Below are 20,619 nucleotides of genomic sequence, written 5' to 3'. Positions count from 1 at the left end.
GGGCGGACGGGTGACCTGCATCACCCCCACGCTCGATCTCACACCCGTAACGCAGCGCGCACAAGACTTCGGGCGGCGCGACGACCGTGGCGTACCGCCGTCGGCGGCCGGCCGTTATCGTGGGACCGCCATGGCGAAGATCTTCCAAGTGTCGGCCCGCGCGGGGATGACCCGCGTCGTCGAGCCGATCGCGCGCGGCCTGCTCCGCGCGGGCGTGTCCCCCAACGCGGTCACCGTGACGGGCACCCTCGGGGTGCTCGTCGGGGCGCTCGGCCTCGGCGCCCGCGGGCACCTGGTCGCCGGCGCCCTCGTCGTGACGGTCTTCGCGCTCACCGACCTGCTCGACGGGACGATGGCCCGGATGAGCGGCGGGTCGACGCGGTTCGGGGCGTTCCTCGACTCGAGCATGGACCGGATCGCCGACAGCGCCGTCTTCGGCGCGGTCGCGTACTGGCTGGCCACCGAGGGAGACCACGCCGGCGTCGCCGCCGCGCTGCTCTGCCTCGCCGCCGGCGGCCTGGTCTCCTACGTCAAGGCCCGCGCCGAGGGGCTCGGGATGACCTGCAACGTGGGCATCGCCGAGCGCACCGAGCGGCTGCTCATCGTCGGCGTCGGCGGGCTGCTCACCGGCCTCGGCGTCCCGTACGCCCTGCAGATCGCGCTCTGGCTGCTGGCCGCCGTCTCGATCTTCACCGTGGGGCAGCGGATGCTGCACGTGTACCGACAGGCACGCGAGGTCACCCCGAGCGGGCGAGCGGGGTGAACCTCACCGAGCTCGGCTACGTCGCCGGCTGGCGGCTGGTCCGCGCGCTGCCCCGGCCCGTGGCCGCCGCGGCGTTCCGGGCGGGCGCCGACCGGGCGTACCGCTCCGGCGGCTCGGGTACGGCCCGACTGCGCGCCAACCTGCGCCGGGTGGTCGGCCCCGAGCTGCCCGAGGCGGAGCTGGACGACCTGGTCCGGCGTGGCCTGCGCTCGTACGCCCGGTACTGGATGGAGGCGTTCCGGCTGCCCGCGCTGAGCCGGGAGCAGCTACTCGCCGGGTTCCGGCTCGACCCGGCGGGGGTCGAGCACCTCGCCGCCGACGTCGCCGCCGGCCGGGGCGCCGTCGTGGCGCTGCCGCACGCCGGCAACTGGGACGCCGCCGGCGCCTGGGTGGCGGCCACCGGCTGGCCGATCACCACCGTCGCCGAGCGGCTCAAGCCCGAGGGCGTCTACCAGCGGTTCCTCGCCTTCCGCCGGAGCCTGGGCATGGAGATCCTGCCCACCTCCGGCGGCGACCGGCCCGCGTTCGACGTGCTGCTGGACCGGCTGCGGGCCGGCGCGGTGGTGCCGCTGCTGGCCGACCGGGACCTCTCCGCCCGGGGCGTGGAGGTCGACTTCTTCGGCGGGCGGACCCGGATGCCCCCCGGCCCGGCGCTGCTCGCCCTGCGCACCGGCGCCCCGCTCTACGTGGCGCACATGTGGTACGAGCCGGACGCGGCGTGCGCCGCCCTGGAGGGGCCGCTGCCCCTGCCCGACCCCGCCGAGGGGCCGCTCGACCAGCGGGCCCGGGCGCTGACCCAGCGGATCGCGGACGCCCTGGCAGCCGGCATCGCCCGGCACCCGGAGGACTGGCACATGTTGCAGCGGATGTGGCTGGACCAGCGCGGCACGGTCGACGTGGGGGTCCCGCACGCCCCCGCGCCCCCGGCCACCGACGGAACGGTCTGAGGCGGGGAGGCGTGGTGGGCACGAGGAGCGCGGCGCGGCGGCGGCCCGCGGACGAGGGCCGGTTCTGACGTGCGGATCGGCATCGTGTGCCCGTACTCGTTCGACGTGCCGGGCGGGGTCCAGAACCACGTCACGGACCTGGCCGAGGCGCTGATCGGGCTCGGGCACGAGGTGAGCGTGCTGGCCCCCGCCGACGAGGACTCCCCGCTGCCGCCGTACGTGGTGCCCGCGGGCCGCGCCGTGCCGCTGCCGTACAACGGCTCCGTCGCCCGCATCGCGTTCGGCCCGGTCTCCACCGCGCGGGTGCGGCGCTGGATCACGCGGGGCGACTTCGACGTGCTGCACGTGCACGAGCCGCTGACGCTGAGCCTGTCCATGCTCGCCGTGCTCTCGGCCCGGGGCCCGGTGGTGGCCACCTTCCACACGGCGATCACCCGGTCCCGGGTGCTCGCCGCCGCGCAGGGCGCGCTCCAGATCGTGCTGGAGCGCATCACCGCCCGCATCGCCGTCAGCGCGCTGGCCCGCAAGGTGCAGGTCGAGCACCTGGACGGCGGCGCGGTGGAGATCCCCAACGGCGTGACGGTCGCCAAGTTCACCGGGGTGGCGCCGCTGCCCGGCTGGCCGGGGGAGTGCGGGCCCGGCGAGGGCGGCTCCGTCGGCTTCCTCGGCCGGTTCACCGAGCCCCGCAAAGGTTTCCCGATCCTGCGGGACGCCTTCGTCGAGCTGGCCCGCCGCCGCCCGGGGCTGCGGCTGCTGGTGGCCGGGCCGGGCGACCCGGACGACCTGTTCGACCAGTTCCCCGCCGACCTGCGCGACCGGGTCACCTTCCTCGGCCTGGTGCCCGAGGAGGACAAGGCGCGCATGCTGCGCAGCGTGCACCTGTACGTCGCCCCGAACACCGGCGGCGAGTCCTTCGGCATGATCCTCACCGAGGCGCTGGCGGCCGGCACCACGGTCGTGGCCAGCGACCTGGACGCGTTCCGCCGCGTGCTCGACGGCGGCCGGGCCGGGCGGCTGTTCCCCACCGGGGACGCGGCGGCGCTGCGCGACGCCCTGGTCGACCTGCTCGACGACCCCGCGCGGCGGGCCGAGCTGACCGCCTGCGGCGACCAAGTGGTGGCGCAGTTCGACTGGCCCGTGGTCGCGCGCCGGGTGCTGGAGGTGTACGCGGCGGCGATCGAGGCGACCGACGGGCGGGTCATCGACCAGGAGTGGGCGGAGCCGGGCGGACCGGAGTGACTGCCGGGGCCTCCGGGGCCTCCGGGGCCGCCGTGACGGGCGACGCCGGCGCGGGCCGGGCCGTCCCCCGCCGGGGCGCGCCGCGCGGAACCGCCGCCCCGTCCGGGTGGGAGGAGGCGGCACTACGATGCCGGGCATGTGGTGGGTGGTGGGCGCGACCCTGGTCGTCGGGCTGGTCGTGGCGTACCTGGTCTGGACGGCCGGCCGGGTCGAGCGGCTGCGCGTCCGGGCGGAGTCGGCGGCCCGGGCCCTCGACGCGCACCTGCTGCGCCGGGCGGCGGCCGCCGCGGTGCTGGCCGAGCGGCGCTACGGCGTGGAGCTGTACGCGGCTGCCCGCATCGCCCTGGACGCGGAGCCCGAGGGGCGGGAGGCGGCCGAGAACGACCTCACCCGCCAGCTGCGCGCGGTGCCGCTGGACCCGGCCGACGCGGACTGCGCGGCGGTGATCGCCGCGAGCCGGCGGCTGGCGCTGGCCCGCCAGGTGCACACCGACCTGGTCCGGGACGCCCGCGCGGTGCGGGGCAGGCCGCTGGTGCGGCTGCTGCGGATGGGGCGCCGCCACCCGTGGCCGCGCTACTTCGACATCGACGACCCCACCCTGGAACTGCCGGCGGACGTGCCGGCCTGAGGTCCGCCGCCGGGGTGAGGACCGCCACAAATCAGGCCACCTTGGGTCTGATTGGCTGTCGGTGGCGCGTTGACCCCGTCGTAACATTCGAACGAGCCAGCCCCGAGTACGCCGAGGAGCGATAACCCGTGCCCGAAACCACCCCCCAGAACGCCAGTGCCACCCCCGTCGTCGGCACCGCCCGCGTCAAGCGCGGCATGGCCGAGATGCTCAAGGGTGGCGTGATCATGGACGTGGTCACCCCCGAGCAGGCCAAGATCGCTGAGGACGCCGGCGCCGTCGCCGTGATGGCGCTCGAGCGGGTGCCCGCCGACATCCGCGCCCAGGGCGGCGTCTCCCGGATGAGCGACCCGGACATGATCGACGGCATCATCAACGCCGTCTCCATCCCGGTGATGGCCAAGGCCCGGATCGGCCACTTCGTCGAGGCGCAGATCCTGCAGTCGCTCGGCGTCGACTACGTCGACGAGTCCGAGGTGCTCACCCCCGCCGACTACGCCAACCACATCGACAAGTGGGCGTTCACCGTCCCCTTCGTCTGCGGGGCGACCAACCTGGGCGAGGCGCTGCGCCGGATCACCGAGGGCGCGGCCATGATCCGCTCCAAGGGCGAGGCCGGCACCGGCGACGTCTCCAACGCGACGACGCACATGCGGAAGATCCGCCAGGAGATCCGCCGCCTGCAGTCGCTGCCCGAGGACGAGCTGTTCGTCGCGGCCAAGGAGCTGCAGGCGCCGTACGAGCTGGTCAAGGAGGTCGCCGAGACCGGCAAGCTGCCCGTGGTGCTGTTCACCGCCGGCGGCATCGCCACCCCGGCCGACGCCGCGATGATGATGCAGCTCGGCGCCGAGGGCGTCTTCGTCGGCTCCGGCATCTTCAAGTCCGGCAACCCGGCCCAGCGGGCCGCCGCGATCGTCAAGGCCACCACCTTCCACGACGACCCGGACGTGCTGGCCAAGGTCTCCCGCGGCCTCGGCGAGGCGATGGTCGGCATCAACGTCGACGAGATCCCGCAGCCGCACCGCCTGGCCGAGCGCGGCTGGTGACGTAGTGCGGGGCCCCCCGGCCGACGCCGGGGCCCCCGCACGCGTAGCAGGGCATCGAGCGGAAACGGAAGCTTCGAGAGGTGACACACGTGACGGCACCCGCTATCGGCGTGCTCGCGCTCCAGGGTGACGTCCGCGAGCACGTCGCGGCCCTGACCGGCGCGGGCGCCCACGCCCGCCCGGTACGCCGGCCCGAGGAGCTGGACGCGGTCGACGGCCTGGTCATCCCCGGCGGCGAGTCCACCACGATCAGCAAGCTGGCCGACATCTTCGAGATGCGCGAGCCGATCGACAAGCGCATCGCCGCCGGGATGCCGGTCTACGGCTCCTGCGCCGGCATGATCATGCTGGCCACCGAGGTGCTCGACGGCCGCCCCGACCAGCGCGGCTTCGCCGGCATCGAGATGACCGTCCGGCGCAACGCGTTCGGCCGGCAGGTCGACTCGTTCGAGGCCCCGGTGGCGATCGCCGGGGTCGAGGGCGAGCCCTTCCACGCGGTCTTCATCCGGGCGCCGTGGGTCGAGCGGGTCGGCGCCGGGGTGGAGATCCTCGGCGAGGTGACCGAGGGCCCGGCCGCCGGGCGGATCGTCGCGGTCCGGCAGGGCAACCTCGTGGCCACCTCGTTCCACCCGGAGTTGACCGCCAACCTGCGGCTGCACCGCTACTTCGTGGACGTGGTCCGCGCCGCCTGAGCGGCGGCGCGGCCCTTTCCGTGCCGGGAAGGGCGCCCTGCGCGGGACGTGCCGGGTGACGGGTGTGACGCCGACCCGCGCCGCCTCGGTAGGATTGCCGCGGTTCGGCAGGGCCCAGTGCCCGCCGCGGCCTTCCACGGAACGACCGACCGGCCCATCGCGTTCGCCGGTGGAGAGGTGGATCTGGCGCGGGCAGTCGACGCAGGCGTGATCAACAGACGGAGGTAGGAGATGTCCGGCCACTCTAAGTGGGCGACCACCAAGCACAAGAAGGCCGTGATCGACGCCAAGCGCGGCAAGATGTTCGCCAAGCTGATCAAGAACGTCGAGGTCGCGGCCCGCACCGGCGGCGGCGACCCGGCCGGCAACCCGACGCTCTACGACGCCATCCAGAAGGCGAAGAAGAACTCGGTCCCCAACGACAACATCGACCGGGCGGTCAAGCGCGGCTCCGGCCTGGAGGCCGGGGGCGCCGACTACCAGACGATCATGTACGAGGGGTACGGCCCGAACGGCGTGGCGCTGCTGATCGAGTGCCTGACCGACAACCGCAACCGCGCCGCCACCGAGGTGCGCACGGCGCTGACCCGCAACGGCGGCTCGTTCGCCGACGCCGGCTCGGTGTCGTACATGTTCTCCCGCAAGGGCGTGGTGATCGTGCCGAAGGGCGACACGACCGAGGACGACGTGATGCTGGCCGTCCTCGACGCCGGGGCGGAGGAGGTCAACGACCTCGGCGAGGCGTACGAGGTGGTCTCCGAGCCGGGCGACCTGATCGCCGTCCGCACCGCCCTGCAGGACGCCGGCATCGAGTACGAGTCGGCCGAGTCCTCCCTCATCCCCAGCGTGAACGTGCCGCTGGACGAGGACGGCGCGCGCAAGATCTTCAAGCTGATCGACGTCCTGGAGGACTGCGACGACGTGCAGAACGTCTACGCGAACTTCGACGTCAGTGACGAGATCATGGCGGCCGTCGGCTGACCATGGATATCTACACCTCCCGGATATATCATCGTCCGGGAGGTGTATTTCATGGCCAAGACGCTGTTGGATCTCGATGAGGATCTTCTGGCAGAAGCGACCGCCGCTCTCGGCACCGCTACCAAGAAGGAGACGGTGACGGAGGCCCTCCGGCAGGCCGTGGAGTCCAGCCGCGAGCGTCGGCAGCGGGCCCTGGCCGACCTTCAGGAGGTTGCCGACGAGGGGGGATTCCACTTCGAGCGGCTCAATGAGCTTGACCGGTGAAGTACCTGGTCGACACGAGCGCTCTGGTCCGCATGGTCCGTCGTCAGGTCGATCCGCGGTGGTCGGATCTGGCGGCCCGCGGCCTGATCGCCATCTGTGACCCGGTGCTCGTGGAAACCCTGACCATCGCGGATGCCAAAGCGTACGACCGGGTCGAGCGCGGGCTTCGCGACCTGTACTCCTGGGTTCCGGTTCCAGACGACGCCTGGCAGGTCGTGCGGGCGGTGCGGCAGGAATTGGCCAGCCAGAGTGCGCATCAGGGACTGTCAGTGGCGGACCACCTGGTGATCGCCACCGCCGTCCGCCTGAAGTTGGTGGTACTTCATCAGGACGCCGACTTCGAGACCGCGGCCAGGCTCGTGCCGCAACTGGGTCAGGAACGGATCAGCTGACCACCGCAGCGGGAGTTGTGATCAGATCCCTTCTGACGTCAGTGACGGGTCATGGCGGCGGTCGGCTGAAATCGCCTGGTGTGCTGTCGAGCCGATCACGCGTCGGCTCGGCGGCGTTTCCGTGTCTGCTGCCGCGCGACCGTACTACCGGACCACCCGTCGGCCGTCAGTCGCGTCTCGCGCGCTCGGCGATGGCCGGCAGGGCGCGTACGAACGAGGCGAGGCTCTTGTCCGGTTCCCCGTCGAGGACCCGCGCGGCCAGCCCGAACGGGAACCCGGTCACGCCGAGCGCCGAGACCGCCGGGGCGCCGGGCGACCTCTCGTGCTCGATCCACTCGCCACCGTAGGCCCGGACGGTGACTTCACCGGTGTAGGCACCGACCAGCCGCCACCACAGGTCGAGGCGCTCGTCGGCCAGCGGCCCGTCGGCGAGCAGGCCGGCGCACACCTCGTCGAGGGTCGACAGGCTCTCCGGCGACCAGTCCAGCAGTCGGCCGAACTGCCGGGACACCAGGTCCACGCACTCGTCGGCGAGGGTGTGCAGGTACGTTGGGTCCGGCGCACTCACGGTTGGCGATCCTCGCACAGATCACGCCGCCCCTCCGGCCCGCGCGGAAATCCGGGCGGTGGTGATCCCGTCGCGTTCGACGTCCCCGACGAGGCGCGGCCGGAGGTCTCTGGTACCGGGCGAGATGACGGGACGGAACGGGTGGGCGCAACGGGCAGAGGGGCGGCCGGGCGGCGGTTCGCGCCGGGCGACGTGGTCGTTCGGCGGGAGGTGTTGCGCGGAGAGATCTGGTTCGCCGTGCCGACGATCTGCGTCGAGGACTCGCCCGGCCTGCTCGCGCTCTACCTGCCGCCCGGCGCGGAGTTCGGGTTCCCCGAGCGGGGCAGTTTCCCCTGCGGGCGGCACCCGTGGCAGACGGCGGGGCGCCGCCGGTGGCACGGGCACGGCAAGCTGATGCTGCACCGGCCCGGCGAGGCGCACTCGATCGACGTGTTCTGGACCGGCCCCGAGCGGGAGTTCGCCGGTTGGTACTTCAACCTCCAGGATCCGGTGCGGCGTACCCCGATCGGGGTGGACACGCTGGACCACGAGCTGGACCTGTGGTGGGCGGCGGACGCCGACCGGTACGTCTTCAAGGACGTGGAGATGTTCGCCCAGCGTCTGGTCGAGGGGCGCTACCCGGGAAGGGCCGAGGCCATCCGGGCGGAGGGCGACCGGATCGCCGCGCTGCTCGACGCGGGGCGGCGGTGGTGGGACCCGGCCTGGGCGCGCTGGTGCCCCGACCCCGACTGGCCGGTGCCCCGGCTCCCGGAGGGCTGGGACAGCGTCCCCTGCTGACCCCGCGCGGTGGGGCCGTCGCGCGGCAACGCGCCGGCCCCGCCGCGCGCTCAGCCGGCCCGGCGACCTCGATTGACGGGAGAGCGCGCAACTTCCTGGAAGATGTCGCCTGGTGCGCGCTTCGAGGTGACAGTTTCCCCGAAGTTGTTCGGATCTTCGATGCCCTGGTGTGGGTCAGCGCAGCGCCGGACGCGCGGCGCCTCCGGCGAGGCGCACCACACCCCGGCGCGCCGGTGGAGCCGCCCCGGTGACCTCGGTAGGGTGGTGCCCGGCCGGTTCCGGCCGACCATGATTTCGACCCGGGGGGGCCTTGCATGGGTGAATCGTTCGCGCATCTGCACGTGCACACCGAGTACTCGATGCTCGACGGGGCGGCCCGGCTCAAGGACCTTTTCGCCGAGGTGAGCCGTCAGGGGATGCCGGCGGTGGCGATGACCGACCACGGCAACATGCACGGCGCGAACGACTTCTACAAGCAGGCGATGGACGCGGGTGTGAAGCCCATCCTCGGCATCGAGGCGTACGTGGCGCCGGAGTCGCGCTTCCACAAGCAGCGGGTGCGGTGGGGACGGCCGGAGCAGAAGAGCGACGACGTCTCCGGCAGCGGCGGCTACACGCACATGACGATCTGGGCGGCGAACAAGTCCGGCCTGCACAACCTGTTCAAGCTCACGAGCCGGGCCTACACCGAGGGCTTCTTCGTCAAGTGGCCCCGGATGGACGCCGAGGTCCTCGCCGAGCACGCGGACGGGCTGATGGCGACCACCGGCTGCCCGTCGGGCGAGGTGCAGACCCGGCTGCGGCTGGGCCAGTTCGACGAGGCGCTGAAGGCCGCGGCCAGGTACCAGGACATCTTCGGGAAGGACAACTACTTCCTGGAGATCATGGACCACGGCATCCCCATCGAGCACCGGGTCCGTACCGAGCTGCTCGAGATCGGCCACAAGCTGGGCATCCCGCCGGTGGTCACCAACGACTCCCACTACACGTACGAAGCCCAGGCGGAGTCGCACGACGTGCTGCTGTGCGTGCAGACCGCGGCGAACGTCGCCGACCCGAACCGGTTCCGCTTCGACGGCAACGGCTACTACATCAAGTCCGCCGACGAGATGCGCGCGGTCGACAACTCCGACGCCTGGCTTGAGGGCTGCCGCAACACGCTGCTGGTGGCCGAGAAGGTCGACCCGGCCGGGATGTTCGCGTTCCACAACCTGATGCCGCGGTTCCCGATCCCCGAGGGGGAGACGGAGGAGTCGTGGTTCCGTAAGGAGACGTTCGCCGGGCTGGCCCGCCGGTTCCCGAACGGCATCCCGGAGGGGCACGTCGTCCAGGCCGAGTACGAGTTGGGCGTCATCGTGCAGATGGGCTTCCCGTCGTACTTCCTCGTGGTCGCCGACTTCATCCAATGGGCGAAGAGCCAGGGCATCGCGGTGGGTCCGGGCCGTGGCTCGGCGGCCGGCTCCCTGGTGGCGTACGCGTTGGGCATCACCGACCTGGACCCGATCCCGCACGGGCTGATCTTCGAGCGGTTCCTGAACCCCGAGCGGGTCTCGATGCCGGATGTCGACATCGACTTCGACGAGCGTCGGCGCGGTGAGGTGATCAAGTACGTCACCGACAAGTGGGGTGAGGACAAGGTCGCGCAGATCGCCACGTTCGGCACGATCAAGGCGAAGGCCGCGATCAAGGACTCGGCGCGGGTGCTCGGCTACCCGTACGCGGTCGGTGACCGGATCACGAAGGCGATGCCGCCGGCGGTGATGGGCAAGGACATCCCGCTGTCGGGGATCTTCGACCCGAAGCATCCCCGCTACGCCGAGGCCGGTGAGATCCGGGGTCTGTACGAGTCGGACCCGGACGTGCGCAAGGTGATCGACACCGCCAAGGGTATCGAGGGGCTGATCCGGCAGACCGGCGTGCACGCCGCCGGCGTGATCATGTCGGCCGAGCCGATCATCGAGCACATCCCGCTGATGCGCCGGGATTCCGACGGGGTGATCATCACCCAGTTCGACTACCCGACGTGCGAGTCGCTCGGGCTGTTGAAGATGGACTTCCTCGGCCTGCGCAACCTGACGATCATCGACGACGCGGTCAAGAACATCCAGCTCAACCACGGCAAGGAGCTGGACCTCCTGGCGCTGGAGCTGGACGACAAGGCCGCGTACGAGCTGCTGGCCCGCGGCGACACCCTCGGGGTTTTCCAGCTCGACGGCGGGCCGATGCGGTCGCTGCTGCGGCTGATGAAGCCGGACAACTTCGAGGACATCTCCGCCGTCCTGGCCCTGTACCGGCCGGGTCCGATGGGTGTGGACTCGCACACCAACTACGCGCTGCGCAAGAACGGCCTCCAGGAGATCACCCCGATCCACCCGGAGCTGGAGGAGCCGCTGCGGGAGATCCTCGCCCCGACGTACGGGCTGATCGTCTACCAGGAGCAGGTGCAGCGCGCCGCGCAGATCCTCGCCGGCTACAGCCTCGGCCAGGCCGACCTGCTGCGCCGGGCGATGGGCAAGAAGAAGAAGGAGATCCTCGACAAGGAGTTCGTGCCGTTCCGGGACGGCTGCCGCGAGCGCGGCTACTCCGACGAGGCGATCCAGGCCGTGTGGGACGTCCTCGTGCCGTTCGCCGGGTACGCGTTCAACAAGGCGCACTCCGCCGCGTACGGCCTGGTGTCGTACTGGACGGCGTACCTGAAGGCGCACTACCCGGCCGAGTACATGGCGGCGCTGCTGACCTCTGTCGGCGACGACAAGGACAAGATGGCGCTGTACCTGTCGGAGTGCCGGCGGATGGGCATCCAGGTCCTGCCGCCGGACGTGAACACCTCCGCCGGCCCGTTCACCCCGGTCGGCGCCGACATCCGCTTCGGCCTCGCGGCGATCCGCAACGTCGGCGCGAACGTGGTCAGCGCGATCATGCGGTGCCGGGAGGAGAAGGGCGCCTACGCCGACTTCTACGACTTCCTGTCGAAGGTCGACGCGGTGGTCTGCAACAAGAAGACCATCGAATCGTTGATCAAGGCCGGCGCGTTCGACGTCATGGGCCACCCGCGCAAGGGGCTGCTCGCCGTGCACGCCGACGCCATCGACGCGTACGCCGACGTCAAGCGCAAGGAGGCCGTCGGCCAGTACGACCTGTTCGGCGCAGGCTTCGGCGACACCGAGGCGGCCACCACCACGACGGTGATGCCGACCATCGGCGACAGCGAGTGGGACAAGCGGGACAAGCTGGCCTTCGAACGCGAGATGCTCGGCCTGTACGTCTCCGACCACCCGCTGTTCGGCCTGGAACACGTCCTCGGCGCGGCGGCCGACTGCACCATCGCCACGCTCTCGGAGGAGGGCACCGTCCCCGACGGGGCGGTGGTCACCCTCGCCGGCATCCTCTCCGGCGTGCAACGCCGGGTCACCAAGCAGGGCCGCGCCTGGGCCTCGGCCACCCTGGAGGACCTCGGCGGCGGCGTGGAGACCCTGTTCTTCCCCAACACCTACGAGGTGATCGGCCAGTACATCGCCGAGGACGCCATCGTCGTGGTCAAGGGCCGGGTGGACCGCCGCGACGACACCCCCCGCATCATGGCGATGGACATGCAGATGCCGGACATCACCAGCAACCCGGCCAGCAAGCCCGTCAGCCTCACCATCCCGGCGAACAAGCTCACCCCGCCGCTCGCCGACCGGCTCAAGGAGACCCTGGTGCTGCACCCCGGCGACACCGAGGTGCACGTCAAGCTTCGCAGGGGCGGCAAGATCGAGACGTGGCGGATGGGACTGTTCCGGGTCGCGCCGACCACCGCGCTGATGGGCGACCTGAAGAGCGTCCTCGGCCCGGCCAACGTCAGCTGACAGCGCGGCCACGGCCCGTGCCCGCCATCGCCTCCGTACGGGGCGGCGTCGGGCCGGCCCGCCCGACGGTCACGCCGTCCGGTACTCCATCTCCGGGCGGCCCGGCGTCCCGTAGCGGGGGGCGCGCACCGCTCGCTCGACCGTCACCAGGTACTCCAGGTACCGCCGGGCGGTGACCCGGGAGATGCCGGCGAGCAGCCCCACCTCCGTGGCGGACCGGCCGCTCTCGCGCGACAGCGAGCCGAGCACCGCCCCCAGCGTCTGCTGGTCCAGACCCTTCGGCAGGGTCTGCGTGGCCGGGCCGCGCAGGGTGGCGAACATCCGGTCCACCTCGTGCTGGGCGGCCACCTCGCCCTCGGCGACGACCTGGCGGCGGTACTCGGCGTACCGGTTGAGCTTGTCCCGGAACGCCGCGAACGTGAACGGCTTGAGCAGGTAGGAGGTGACCCCGAGGGAGACGGCGCTGCGGACCACGGCCAGGTCCCGGGCCGAGGTCACAGCCAGCACGTCGACGGGACTGCCGGCGGCGCGCAGCGCCCGGCACACCTCCAGGCCGTGCAGGTCGGGCAGCCGGAAGTCGAGCAGGACGAGGTCGACCGGGTGCTCCTCCCGCCGCCGCAGCATCGTCATCGCGTCCCGGGCGGTGTGCGCGACCCCGACGACCGTGAACCCCGGCACCCGCTCCGTGTACGCGCGGTGCGCCTCGGCCAGCAGCGGCTCGTCCTCCACCACCAGGACCCGGATGTCCGTCACGGCGTCACCGCCCGGACCGGGGCGGGGACCGGCAGCCGTACGGTGAACAGTGTCCCGCCGTCGACCGAGCGGCCGACCTCGGCGCGGCCGCCGTACCGCTGGACCACCTGGCCGACCAGCGCCAGGCCGAGCCCACGGCCGGTGCTCTTGGTCGACCACCCGCGGCGGAACGCGTCGTCCACCCGGTCCGGCGCCAGCCCCGGCCCGCTGTCGCCGACCCGTACGACGACCGCGTCGCCGTCCGCGCCGACGAAGACGCGGACCCGGCGGGGCGGGTCGGTGTCGGCGACCGCCTCCAGGGCGTTGTCGACCAGGTTCCCGCCCCTTCGACGAGACGACCATGCTCGACGAGGACGACGCCCACGGCCACGCCGACCCGGCCCCGGCCACGCCGCCCGCGTCCCTGCCGCAGCTGACCGGCGCCCGGGCCTGACCGACGCGCCGCTCCGCCGGACGCCCCCGCCGCCCCGCCGGATGATCCCGGCGCCTCGCAGTCCCGCCGGATCACCCCGCCGCCCCGCCGGACGACCCCGGCGGGGGGCGGGCGGACCATGTCCCGGCGGCCGGCGGGGCCACGGGTGGCGAATTGGGCGCTGACCGTCCCGCGCCCGCCGTCCTAGCGTCGCGGCATGGAGCTGGAACAGGCGCGGAAGCTGTGGCAGCCGGAACCGGGCTGGTTGAACACCGCCAGTTACGGACTGCCGCCGGAACCGGCGTGGGCGGCCCTGCAGGAGGCCCTCGCCGACTGGCGGGTGGGGCGTACCTCCTGGGAGGGCTGGAACGACGCGGCCGGGCGCGCCCGGGCGGCCTTCGCCCGGATCGTCGGGGTCCCGGCCGCCGACGTGGCGATCGGCGGCAGCGTCTCCCAGCTGCTCGCCCCGGTCGCGGCGGCGCTGCCGCCCGGGGCCACGGTGGTGGTGCCGGAGGTGGAGTTCACCTCCAACCTCTTCCCCTGGCTGGTGCAGGCCGAGCGGGGCGTCGAGGTGCGGACGGTGCCGCTGGCCCGGCTCGCCGACGCGGTCGACGCCGACACCGACCTGGTGGCGTTCAGCCTGGTCCAGTCCGGCGACGGCGCCGTGGCCGACCACGACGCGATCGTGGCCGCCGCCCGCGCGCACGGCGCGCTCGTGGCGGTGGACGCGACGCAGGCCTGCGGCTGGCTGCCGTTCGACGCGAGCCTGGCGGACGTGGTCGCGGTCGGGGCGTACAAGTGGCTGATGGCGCCGCGCGGCGCCGCCTTCGCGTACCTGGCGCCCGAGCTGCGGGAGCGGCTGCGCCCCGACGCCGCGAGCTGGTACGCCGCCCCGGACCCGCACGCCGCCTACTACGGCCCGCCGCTGCGGCTGGCCGACGACGCCCGCCGGTTCGACCTCTCCCCGGCATGGTTCAGCTGGGTCGGGGCCGCGCCCGCCCTGGAACTGCTCGCCGAGATCGGCGTGCCGGCGGTGCACCGGTACGACGTGGCGCTGGCCAACCGCTTCCTCGCCGGCCTGGGCCGGCCGCCCGGGGACAGCGCGATCGTCACCGTCGAGGTGCCCGGCGCCCGGGAGCGGCTGGAGCGGGCCGGCGTCCGGGCGGCGGTGCGCGCCGGGCGGGTCCGCGCCTCGTTCCACCTGTACACCACGGACGCCGACGTCGACCTCGCCCTCGACGCGCTGACCGCCTGATGCCGCCCACGCCGGGTGACCGGCGTGGGCGGACAGCTCACCGGTCGGCGCCGGTGATGATGCCCGGGTTGATGCACAGGCCCGGCGAGCTGCCGTTCTTCTCGGCGATCTCCAGGCAGCGGGTCACCTTGTCCACCTTGGCGTTGGTCTCGGTGATCTGCTTCTGGATCTCGGCGTTGCGGCGGTCCTGTTCCAGGTTGCGGGTCTGGGCGAGCTTGTCCTGGAAGGCCTTGATGTTGCCCTCGGTCTTGTCGTCGTGGTTGACCCGGGTGATGGTGACCGACAGGATGTCGACGTCCTCGGCCAGCCGGCCCTTGGCGTTGGTCTTGATGCTCTCGGCGAACGGCTTGAGGTCGACGTTCAGGTTGCCGGTCTTCGAGTCGATCCGCTCCAGCGGGTTGTAGGAGGAGAAGGCGTCGTTCACGGCGCTGTCGAGCTGGACGCCGACGCGCTGACCGCGGAAGCTGTCGAAGTCGCCCTTGTAGTTCATGAACTGCTGCGCGGCGTTCTCGGGCCGGACCTGCCACTCCACCAGCACCTCGACGCACGCGTCGGCGAGGGTGCTGGTGCGCACGCGGACGCACTTGTCGCTGCCGATGTGGTCGTACTTCTGTCGCCCGGCGTCCCACTCGCCGACCCGCTGCCACGGCGCGACCCACTTCAGCCCTGAGCCGGTGACCTCGCCGGTCGGCTTGCCGAAGCTGGTGACGATCCCGACCGAGCGGATCGGCACCGAGTGGGCGCTGGACGCGACCGTGAGCAGGACGGTGGCGACCAGGGCGCCGGCCGCCGTCAGGAAGGCGGGCTTCCGGACCATCGGGCGCGGGTTCAACAGTGCGACGGCGAGGGCGATGATCGCGGCGACGGCGACGACGATCGCCAGGGTGAAGCCGGACGGCATGTGTGCGGGGCCTTTCGCGGGGGATGGCTTGCTGAGCTGCTGATCAAAGTAGCCGCCCTGGGCAAGGCGCCCGGGGTCGCGGGGTGGCGCGGGCCTGCCCCTGGGCCGGCGGCCCAGGGTCGCCCGGTCGGCCGTGGCGCCGCCACATGTCCGCATCCATTGGCGGCAACCGATCCCGCCCAGGGGCCGCCGAGAGGGATGCCCGGGTGGGCGCCCTATGGCGGCGATACCCGTATCCGTCGGGGTGAATGTGTGTGGAATCGACATGGTTCGACTCCTTCGGCCCGCCGTAGGTTTCCTGCACGCGACGGCCCTGTGACCGCTGTCACCGACCGGCCGTCGCGACGGACCTGCGGAGGGTGTGGCGATGGCCGGGCAAGCGGTCCTGACGGCTCGCGGGCTGACCCGCGACTTCCGGGGCTTCCGGGCGGTCGACGGCGTCGACCTCGACGTGGCGCCGGAGAGCGTGCACGCCCTGGTCGGCCCGAACGGCGCCGGCAAGACGACCCTGTTCAACCTGCTCACCGGCTTCCTGCGGCCCACCGGCGGGCGGATCGAGCTGGCCGGCCGGGACGTCACCGGCCTGCCACCGGAGCAGGTCGCCCGGCTCGGGGTGGCCCGGTCCTTCCAGATCACCAGCCTGTTCCCGCAGCTGTCGGCGCGCGAGCACGTCGAGCTGGCGTTGCAGTCGCCCAGCGGGCTGGGCTGGCGGTTCTGGCGCTCGGCGAAGCTGATGCGCCGCTACCGCGACCGCGCCGAGGAGCTGCTGGGCATGGTCGGCCTCGCCGAGCTGGCCGAGGCGCCGGCCGAGGCGCTGGCGTACGGGCGCAAGCGGGCCCTCGAACTCGCCATCGCGCTGGCCCTCGACCCCAAGGTGCTGCTGCTCGACGAGCCGACCGCCGGGATGGGGCTGGAGGACGTCGACCGCACCGTGGAACTGATCTCCCGGATCCGGCGGGGCCGGACGGTGGTCATGGTCGAGCACAACATGAGCGTGGTCGGCCGGCTCGCCGACACCGTCACCGTCCTACAGGCCGGCAAGGTGCTGGTCGAGGGCCCGTACGAGCAGGTCCGCGCCGACGAGCGCGTGATCACCGCCTACCTGGGAGCCGCCGATGCTGCGCATTGAGAACCTCTCCGCCTGGTACGGGGAGGCGCGGGTGCTGCGCGAGGTCAGCCTCGACGTCGCCGCCGGGGAGGTGGTGACCCTCGTCGGGCGCAACGGCGCCGGGAAGTCCACCCTGCTGCGCTGCGTGATGGGGCTGCACGCCGGCCAGAGCGGCACGGTGGAGCTGGACGGCCGGGACGTCACGCGGCTACCCGCGCACCGGCGGGCCCGGCTCGGGCTGGGCTGGGTTCCCGACGACCGGGGCAGCTACGCGACCCTGTCCGTCACCGAGAACCTCACCCTGCCGCCCCGGGTCGGCCCCGACCCGTGGCCGCTGGAGCGGGTGTACGAGGCGTTCCCCGCCCTGTACGCCCGCCGCGACTCGGCGGCCACCCAGCTCTCCGGCGGCGAGCAGCAGATGCTCGCCCTGGCCCGGGTGCTGCGGATGGGCGCCCGGCTGCTGCTGTGCGACGAGCCCACCGAAGGGCTCTCCCCGCTGCTGGTGCAGCAGGTCGGCGACCTGCTGCGCGAGGCCAAGCGACACGGGGTGACCGTGCTGCTGGTCGAGCAGAACCTGCACTTCGCCACCGGCGTCGCCGACCGGCACTACCTGCTGGCCGAGGGACGCATCGCGGAGGCGATGGACAACTCCGAGGTGCGCTCGCGGGAGCGCGAGCTGCTGGCGTACCTCGGAATCTGATGTCGACGCTGAGCCGCGCGGTGCGCGGATGGAGGGACGGACATGCGTAGGACCGTGGGTGTGGCCGCGGCGTCGGCCGCGGTGGTGCTGGCCGCCGGCTGCGGTGGCGGTGGCCCCCAGTCGTCGGGGGACCAGAAGCTGACCGGCGACAAGATCGTGCTGGGCGTGCTCAACGACCAGTCCGGGGCGTACTCGGAGCTGTCCGGGAAGAACTCGGTCAAGGCCGTGGAGATGGCCATCGCCGACTTCAAGGCGAAGTACGGCGACAAGGCGGTGACCAAGAACATCTCGGTGGAGACCGCCGACCACCAGAACAAGCCGGACGTGGCCAACAGCAAGGCGCAGGAGATGATCGACCGCAAGGGCGCGGACGCCATCCTCGACGTGCCGACCTCCTCGGCCGCCCTCAAGGTCGCCGATGTCGCCAAGGAGAAGAAGAAGCTCTACTTCAACATCGGCGCGGCCACCACCGACCTGACCGGCAAGAGCTGCAACAAGTACACGTTCCACTACGCGTACGACACGTACATGCTGGCCCACGGCACCGGCACGGTGACCACCCAGCAGGTCGGCAAGAACTGGTACATCCTGTATCCGAACTACGCCTTCGGCCAGGACATGGAGAAGAGCTTCTCCACGGCGATCGGCGCGGCCGGCGGCACCGTGGTCGGCAAGGACGGCGCGCCGTTCCCGAACACCAGCGGTGACTACTCCTCCTTCCTGCTCAAGGCCCCGACGCTCAACCCGAAGCCGCAGGTGCTCGGCACCATGCAGGCCGGCGCCGAACTGGTCAACGTGGTCAAGCAGTACAACGAGTTCAAGCTGCGGGACAAGGGCATCGACCTCGCCGTGGGCCTGATGTTCATCACCGACATCCACTCGCTCACCCCGGCGGCGCTGGCCGGCACCACCTACACCGACGCGTGGTACTGGAACTTCGACCAGCAGAACCGGGAGTGGGCCGACCGGTTCCAGAAGGAGACCGGCACCCGGCCGTCCTTCGCGCACGCGGCCAACTACTCCGCCGCCACGCAGTACCTGGAGGCGGTGCAGGCGGCCGGCACCGACGACGCGGACGCCGTGGTCAAGGGCCTGGAGGGCAAGGAGGTCAACGACCTCTTCCTGCGCAACGGCAAGATCCGCGCCGAGGACCACCGGGTGGTCCACGACGCGTACCTGGCCCAGGTGAAGCCGCAGGCCGAGGTGAGCGAGCCGTGGGACTACGTGAAGGTCCTCAAGACCATCCCGGCAGCGGAGGCTTTCCGCGCCCCGTCGCCGGACTGCAAGCTGTGACAGGCTTTTTGCAGAACACGTTCAACGGGCTGGTGAGCGGGGCGTTCTACGCCCTGCTCGCCCTCGGGCTGGCGGTCATCTTCGGCATGCTGCGGGTGGTCAACTTCGCCCACGGCGCCTTCTACATGCTCGGCGCGTTCGGGGCGTACGTGCTGCTCGCCGAGGCGGGCATACCGTTCTGGGCGGCCCTGGTGATCATGCCGCTCGCCCTCGGCCTGCTCGGCATGGTCCTCGAGCGGACGGTGATCCACCGGCTGACCCGGCTCGACCCGCTCTACAACTTCCTGCTCACCTTCGGCCTGACGCTGATCCTGCAGGACCTGGTCAAGACCCGGTACGGCATCCAGTCCAGCCCGTACACCACGCCGAGCGAGCTGGAAGGATCCGTCGACTTCGGGCTGTTCGACTTCCCGACGTACCGGGTGTTCATCCTCGGCTTCACGGTGCTGCTCTGCGTCGCCGTGTGGTGGGCGCTCAGCCGCACCCGGGTCGGCATGGTCGTCCGGGCGGCCACCGAACGGCCCGAGCTGACCCGGGCCTTCGGCATCGACGTGGGAAAGTGGGTCACCCCGGTCTTCGGCTTCGGCATCGGCCTGGCCGGGCTCGCCGGGGTGCTGGCCGCACCGATGCGCGCGGTGAACCCACTGATGGGCGCGGACCTGATCATCGTGGTCTTCGCGGTGGTGGTGATCGGCGGGCTCGGCTCGATCTTCGGCTCGGTCGCCGCCGGCTTCGGCATCGGCCTGGTACAGGCATGGGGCGAGGCGTACCTGTCGGACTACCCGCTCGTCTCCCAGACCGTCGTGTTCATCGTGATGGCTGTCGTGCTGCTGTGGCGGCCGGCCGGCCTGTTCGGCCGAGAGGAGGCACCGGCATGAGCGAGCGCAGCGAGCGAATCAGCCGGCTCAGTGTCACAGTTCATGACGGCGCCGAGCGGAGCGAGGTGACGGCATGACCAGTGCCGTGGACACCCCCGCCGAGGCGACCCGCCCAACCCCGCCGTCCGGGCTGGTCGCGGTGGCCCGCGCCCCCGGCTGGGTCCGGTACGCGCTGCTCGCCGTCGCGGCGGTGGCCGCGCTGTGGCTGCCCAACGGGCTGTACCCGGCGGTGGCCGTGGACATCCTCTGCTGGGCGCTGTTCGCCGTCTCGGTGGACCTGCTGCTCGGCTTCACCGGGCTGATGTCCTTCGGGCACGCCGCGTTCTGGGGCACCTCCGCGTACGTGACGGGCATGGTGGCCATCCACGCCGGCCTGCCGTTCCCGGCGGCCGTGCTGGCGGGGGCGCTCGCCTCGGCGGTGCTGGCCGTGCCGATCGGCTACCTCGCGGTGAAGCGGACCGGCATCTACTTCGCGATGGTCACCCTGGCCTTCGCGCAGATGGTCTACTACATCGCGAACGAGTGGCGCTCGGTCACCCAGGGTGAGAACGGGTTGCAGGGCGTCCCGCGCGAGTTCTTCGGTACGGACCTCAGCGACGACTACTACTTCTACTACGCGATCCTGCCGATCGTGGCGCTCGGCCTGCTGGCCGCCTGGCGAATCGTCAACTCGCCGTTCGGCCGGGTGCTGGTCGGCATCCGGGACAACCCGGCCCGGGCTCGGGCGCTGGGCTACCCGGTGCACCGCTACAAACTGACGGCGTTCGTGCTCTCCGGCTTCCTCGCCGGCCTCGGCGGCGGGCTCTTCGCCATCGGACACCGGTTCGTCTCGCTCGAGGTGCTGCACTGGACCACGTCCGGCAAGGCGGTCATCGTCGTGGTGCTCGGCGGCATCGGCACGCTGTGGGGTGGCGTGCTCGGCTCGGCGCTCGTCGTCCGCCTGGAGGACTGGCTGTCGTTCTCCGGGTTCGAGGCGATCGGCCTGGTGACCGGCGGCATCTTCGTGCTCGTCGTGCTGCTGTTCCGGCGTGGGATCTGGGGGTCTGTCGCGCATCTGGCGCTGCGGTTCCGTCGTCGCGGCTAGCTGTTCGCTGGCTGGTGGTTGCTGGCTGCTGTTGGGGGCTGGTTGCTGTTGGGGGCTGGTTGCTGTTGGGGGCTGGTTGCTGTTGGGGGC

Annotated in this window: 21 protein-coding genes; 17 read left to right on the top strand and 4 right to left on the bottom strand. The window is 72.0% G+C overall.

Annotated features, from left to right (window positions below):
- Positions 1-130 precede the first annotated feature (130 nt).
- The 9 genes from pgsA (at position 131) to ABGB16_RS17625 (ending at position 6,952) form a co-directional block, all read left to right on the top strand.
- A complete protein-coding gene (gene pgsA / locus ABGB16_RS17665) occupies positions 131-763 on the top strand; it encodes a phosphatidylinositol phosphate synthase (protein ID WP_347669170.1) in 633 nt (210 codons plus the stop codon).
- Positions 760-1,710, top strand: a complete 951-nt coding sequence (locus tag ABGB16_RS17660; protein ID WP_347669169.1) for a phosphatidylinositol mannoside acyltransferase — start codon at positions 760-762, stop codon at positions 1,708-1,710. Before pgsA ends, ABGB16_RS17660 begins: the two co-directional genes overlap by 4 nt.
- A 69-nt stretch (positions 1,711-1,779) precedes the next feature.
- On the top strand, positions 1,780-2,949 hold the full coding sequence (locus ABGB16_RS17655) for a glycosyltransferase family 4 protein (RefSeq protein ID WP_347669168.1): 1,170 nt from the start codon (positions 1,780-1,782) through the stop codon (positions 2,947-2,949).
- Between the two features lie 127 nt (positions 2,950-3,076).
- Positions 3,077-3,577, top strand: a complete 501-nt coding sequence (locus ABGB16_RS17650) for a hypothetical protein (protein ID WP_347669167.1) — start codon at positions 3,077-3,079, stop codon at positions 3,575-3,577.
- 128 nt (positions 3,578-3,705) lie between these two features.
- On the top strand, positions 3,706-4,623 hold the full coding sequence (gene pdxS / locus ABGB16_RS17645; protein WP_347669166.1) for a pyridoxal 5'-phosphate synthase lyase subunit PdxS: 918 nt from the start codon (positions 3,706-3,708) through the stop codon (positions 4,621-4,623).
- Positions 4,624-4,712: 89 nt separating this feature from the next.
- Positions 4,713-5,315 carry a pyridoxal 5'-phosphate synthase glutaminase subunit PdxT gene (pdxT, locus tag ABGB16_RS17640; RefSeq protein WP_347669165.1) on the top strand — a complete coding sequence of 201 codons (603 nt, stop codon included), beginning with the start codon at positions 4,713-4,715 and terminating at the stop codon, positions 5,313-5,315.
- Between the two features lie 231 nt (positions 5,316-5,546).
- On the top strand, positions 5,547-6,296 hold the full coding sequence (locus tag ABGB16_RS17635) for a YebC/PmpR family DNA-binding transcriptional regulator (RefSeq protein ID WP_347669164.1): 750 nt from the start codon (positions 5,547-5,549) through the stop codon (positions 6,294-6,296).
- A gap of 51 nt (positions 6,297-6,347) precedes the next feature.
- Positions 6,348-6,560, top strand: coding sequence for a type II toxin-antitoxin system VapB family antitoxin (locus ABGB16_RS17630; RefSeq protein ID WP_347669163.1), 213 nt, complete (start codon positions 6,348-6,350; stop codon positions 6,558-6,560).
- Positions 6,557-6,952 carry a PIN domain-containing protein gene (locus tag ABGB16_RS17625; RefSeq protein ID WP_347669162.1) on the top strand — a complete coding sequence of 132 codons (396 nt, stop codon included), beginning with the start codon at positions 6,557-6,559 and terminating at the stop codon, positions 6,950-6,952. Before ABGB16_RS17630 ends, ABGB16_RS17625 begins: the two co-directional genes overlap by 4 nt.
- A 166-nt stretch (positions 6,953-7,118) precedes the next feature.
- On the opposite strand, the gene ABGB16_RS17620 is transcribed toward ABGB16_RS17625, so the two are convergent.
- Positions 7,119-7,520 (bottom strand): hypothetical protein, encoded by a 402-nt coding sequence (locus ABGB16_RS17620; protein WP_347669161.1) that lies wholly within the window; start codon positions 7,518-7,520, stop codon positions 7,119-7,121.
- Positions 7,521-7,661: 141 nt separating this feature from the next.
- Between ABGB16_RS17620 and ABGB16_RS17615 the strand changes: the two genes are divergently transcribed.
- Together ABGB16_RS17615 and dnaE are read left to right on the top strand one after the other, a co-directional pair.
- Positions 7,662-8,297 (top strand): DUF402 domain-containing protein, encoded by a 636-nt coding sequence (locus ABGB16_RS17615; protein ID WP_347669160.1) that lies wholly within the window; start codon positions 7,662-7,664, stop codon positions 8,295-8,297.
- A 314-nt stretch (positions 8,298-8,611) separates the two neighbouring features.
- Positions 8,612-12,145, top strand: a complete 3,534-nt coding sequence (gene dnaE, locus ABGB16_RS17610; protein WP_347669159.1) for a DNA polymerase III subunit alpha — start codon at positions 8,612-8,614, stop codon at positions 12,143-12,145.
- Positions 12,146-12,214: 69 nt separating this feature from the next.
- On the opposite strand, the gene ABGB16_RS17605 is transcribed toward dnaE, so the two are convergent.
- Together ABGB16_RS17605 and ABGB16_RS17600 are read right to left on the bottom strand one after the other, a co-directional pair.
- The gene (locus ABGB16_RS17605; protein ID WP_347669158.1) at positions 12,215-12,898 is read right to left on the bottom strand and encodes a response regulator; all 684 of its coding nucleotides are present in this window, start codon (positions 12,896-12,898) and stop codon (positions 12,215-12,217) included.
- Positions 12,895-13,212 carry an ATP-binding protein gene (locus tag ABGB16_RS17600; RefSeq protein WP_347669225.1) on the bottom strand — a complete coding sequence of 106 codons (318 nt, stop codon included), beginning with the start codon at positions 13,210-13,212 and terminating at the stop codon, positions 12,895-12,897. The genes ABGB16_RS17605 and ABGB16_RS17600 overlap by 4 nt, the downstream gene beginning before the upstream one ends.
- A 315-nt stretch (positions 13,213-13,527) precedes the next feature.
- On the opposite strand from ABGB16_RS17600, the gene ABGB16_RS17595 reads away from it, so the two are divergent.
- Positions 13,528-14,565 carry an aminotransferase class V-fold PLP-dependent enzyme gene (locus ABGB16_RS17595; RefSeq protein ID WP_347669157.1) on the top strand — a complete coding sequence of 346 codons (1,038 nt, stop codon included), beginning with the start codon at positions 13,528-13,530 and terminating at the stop codon, positions 14,563-14,565.
- A gap of 37 nt (positions 14,566-14,602) precedes the next feature.
- Here ABGB16_RS17595 and ABGB16_RS17590 read toward each other — a convergent pair whose 3' ends face one another.
- Entirely contained in the window at positions 14,603-15,466 is an 864-nt protein-coding gene (locus ABGB16_RS17590) for an SPFH domain-containing protein (protein ID WP_347669156.1), read from the bottom strand.
- A 367-nt stretch (positions 15,467-15,833) separates the two neighbouring features.
- Here ABGB16_RS17590 and ABGB16_RS17585 point away from each other — a divergent pair, with 367 nt between their 5' ends.
- The 5 genes from ABGB16_RS17585 to ABGB16_RS17565 all read left to right on the top strand — a co-directional run bounded on the left by ABGB16_RS17585 (position 15,834) and on the right by ABGB16_RS17565 (position 20,529).
- A complete protein-coding gene (locus tag ABGB16_RS17585) occupies positions 15,834-16,595 on the top strand; it encodes an ABC transporter ATP-binding protein (RefSeq protein WP_347669155.1) in 762 nt (253 codons plus the stop codon).
- Positions 16,582-17,274, top strand: coding sequence for an ABC transporter ATP-binding protein (locus ABGB16_RS17580; RefSeq protein WP_347669154.1), 693 nt, complete (start codon positions 16,582-16,584; stop codon positions 17,272-17,274). The genes ABGB16_RS17585 and ABGB16_RS17580 overlap by 14 nt, the downstream gene beginning before the upstream one ends.
- 42 nt (positions 17,275-17,316) lie before the next feature.
- On the top strand, positions 17,317-18,567 hold the full coding sequence (locus tag ABGB16_RS17575) for an ABC transporter substrate-binding protein (protein ID WP_347669153.1): 1,251 nt from the start codon (positions 17,317-17,319) through the stop codon (positions 18,565-18,567).
- Positions 18,564-19,445: a branched-chain amino acid ABC transporter permease gene (locus tag ABGB16_RS17570; RefSeq protein WP_347669152.1), complete on the top strand. Its 882-nt coding sequence runs from the start codon at positions 18,564-18,566 to the stop codon at positions 19,443-19,445. Before ABGB16_RS17575 ends, ABGB16_RS17570 begins: the two co-directional genes overlap by 4 nt.
- 73 nt (positions 19,446-19,518) lie before the next feature.
- The gene (locus ABGB16_RS17565; RefSeq protein WP_347669151.1) at positions 19,519-20,529 is read left to right on the top strand and encodes a branched-chain amino acid ABC transporter permease; all 1,011 of its coding nucleotides are present in this window, start codon (positions 19,519-19,521) and stop codon (positions 20,527-20,529) included.
- Positions 20,530-20,619: the final 90 nt, after the last annotated feature.

It is taken from the genome of Micromonospora sp. B11E3, from assembly GCF_039871625.1.
Lineage (GTDB): Bacteria > Actinomycetota > Actinomycetes > Mycobacteriales > Micromonosporaceae > Micromonospora.
This window is presented reverse-complemented; position numbering and strand designations above follow the sequence as displayed.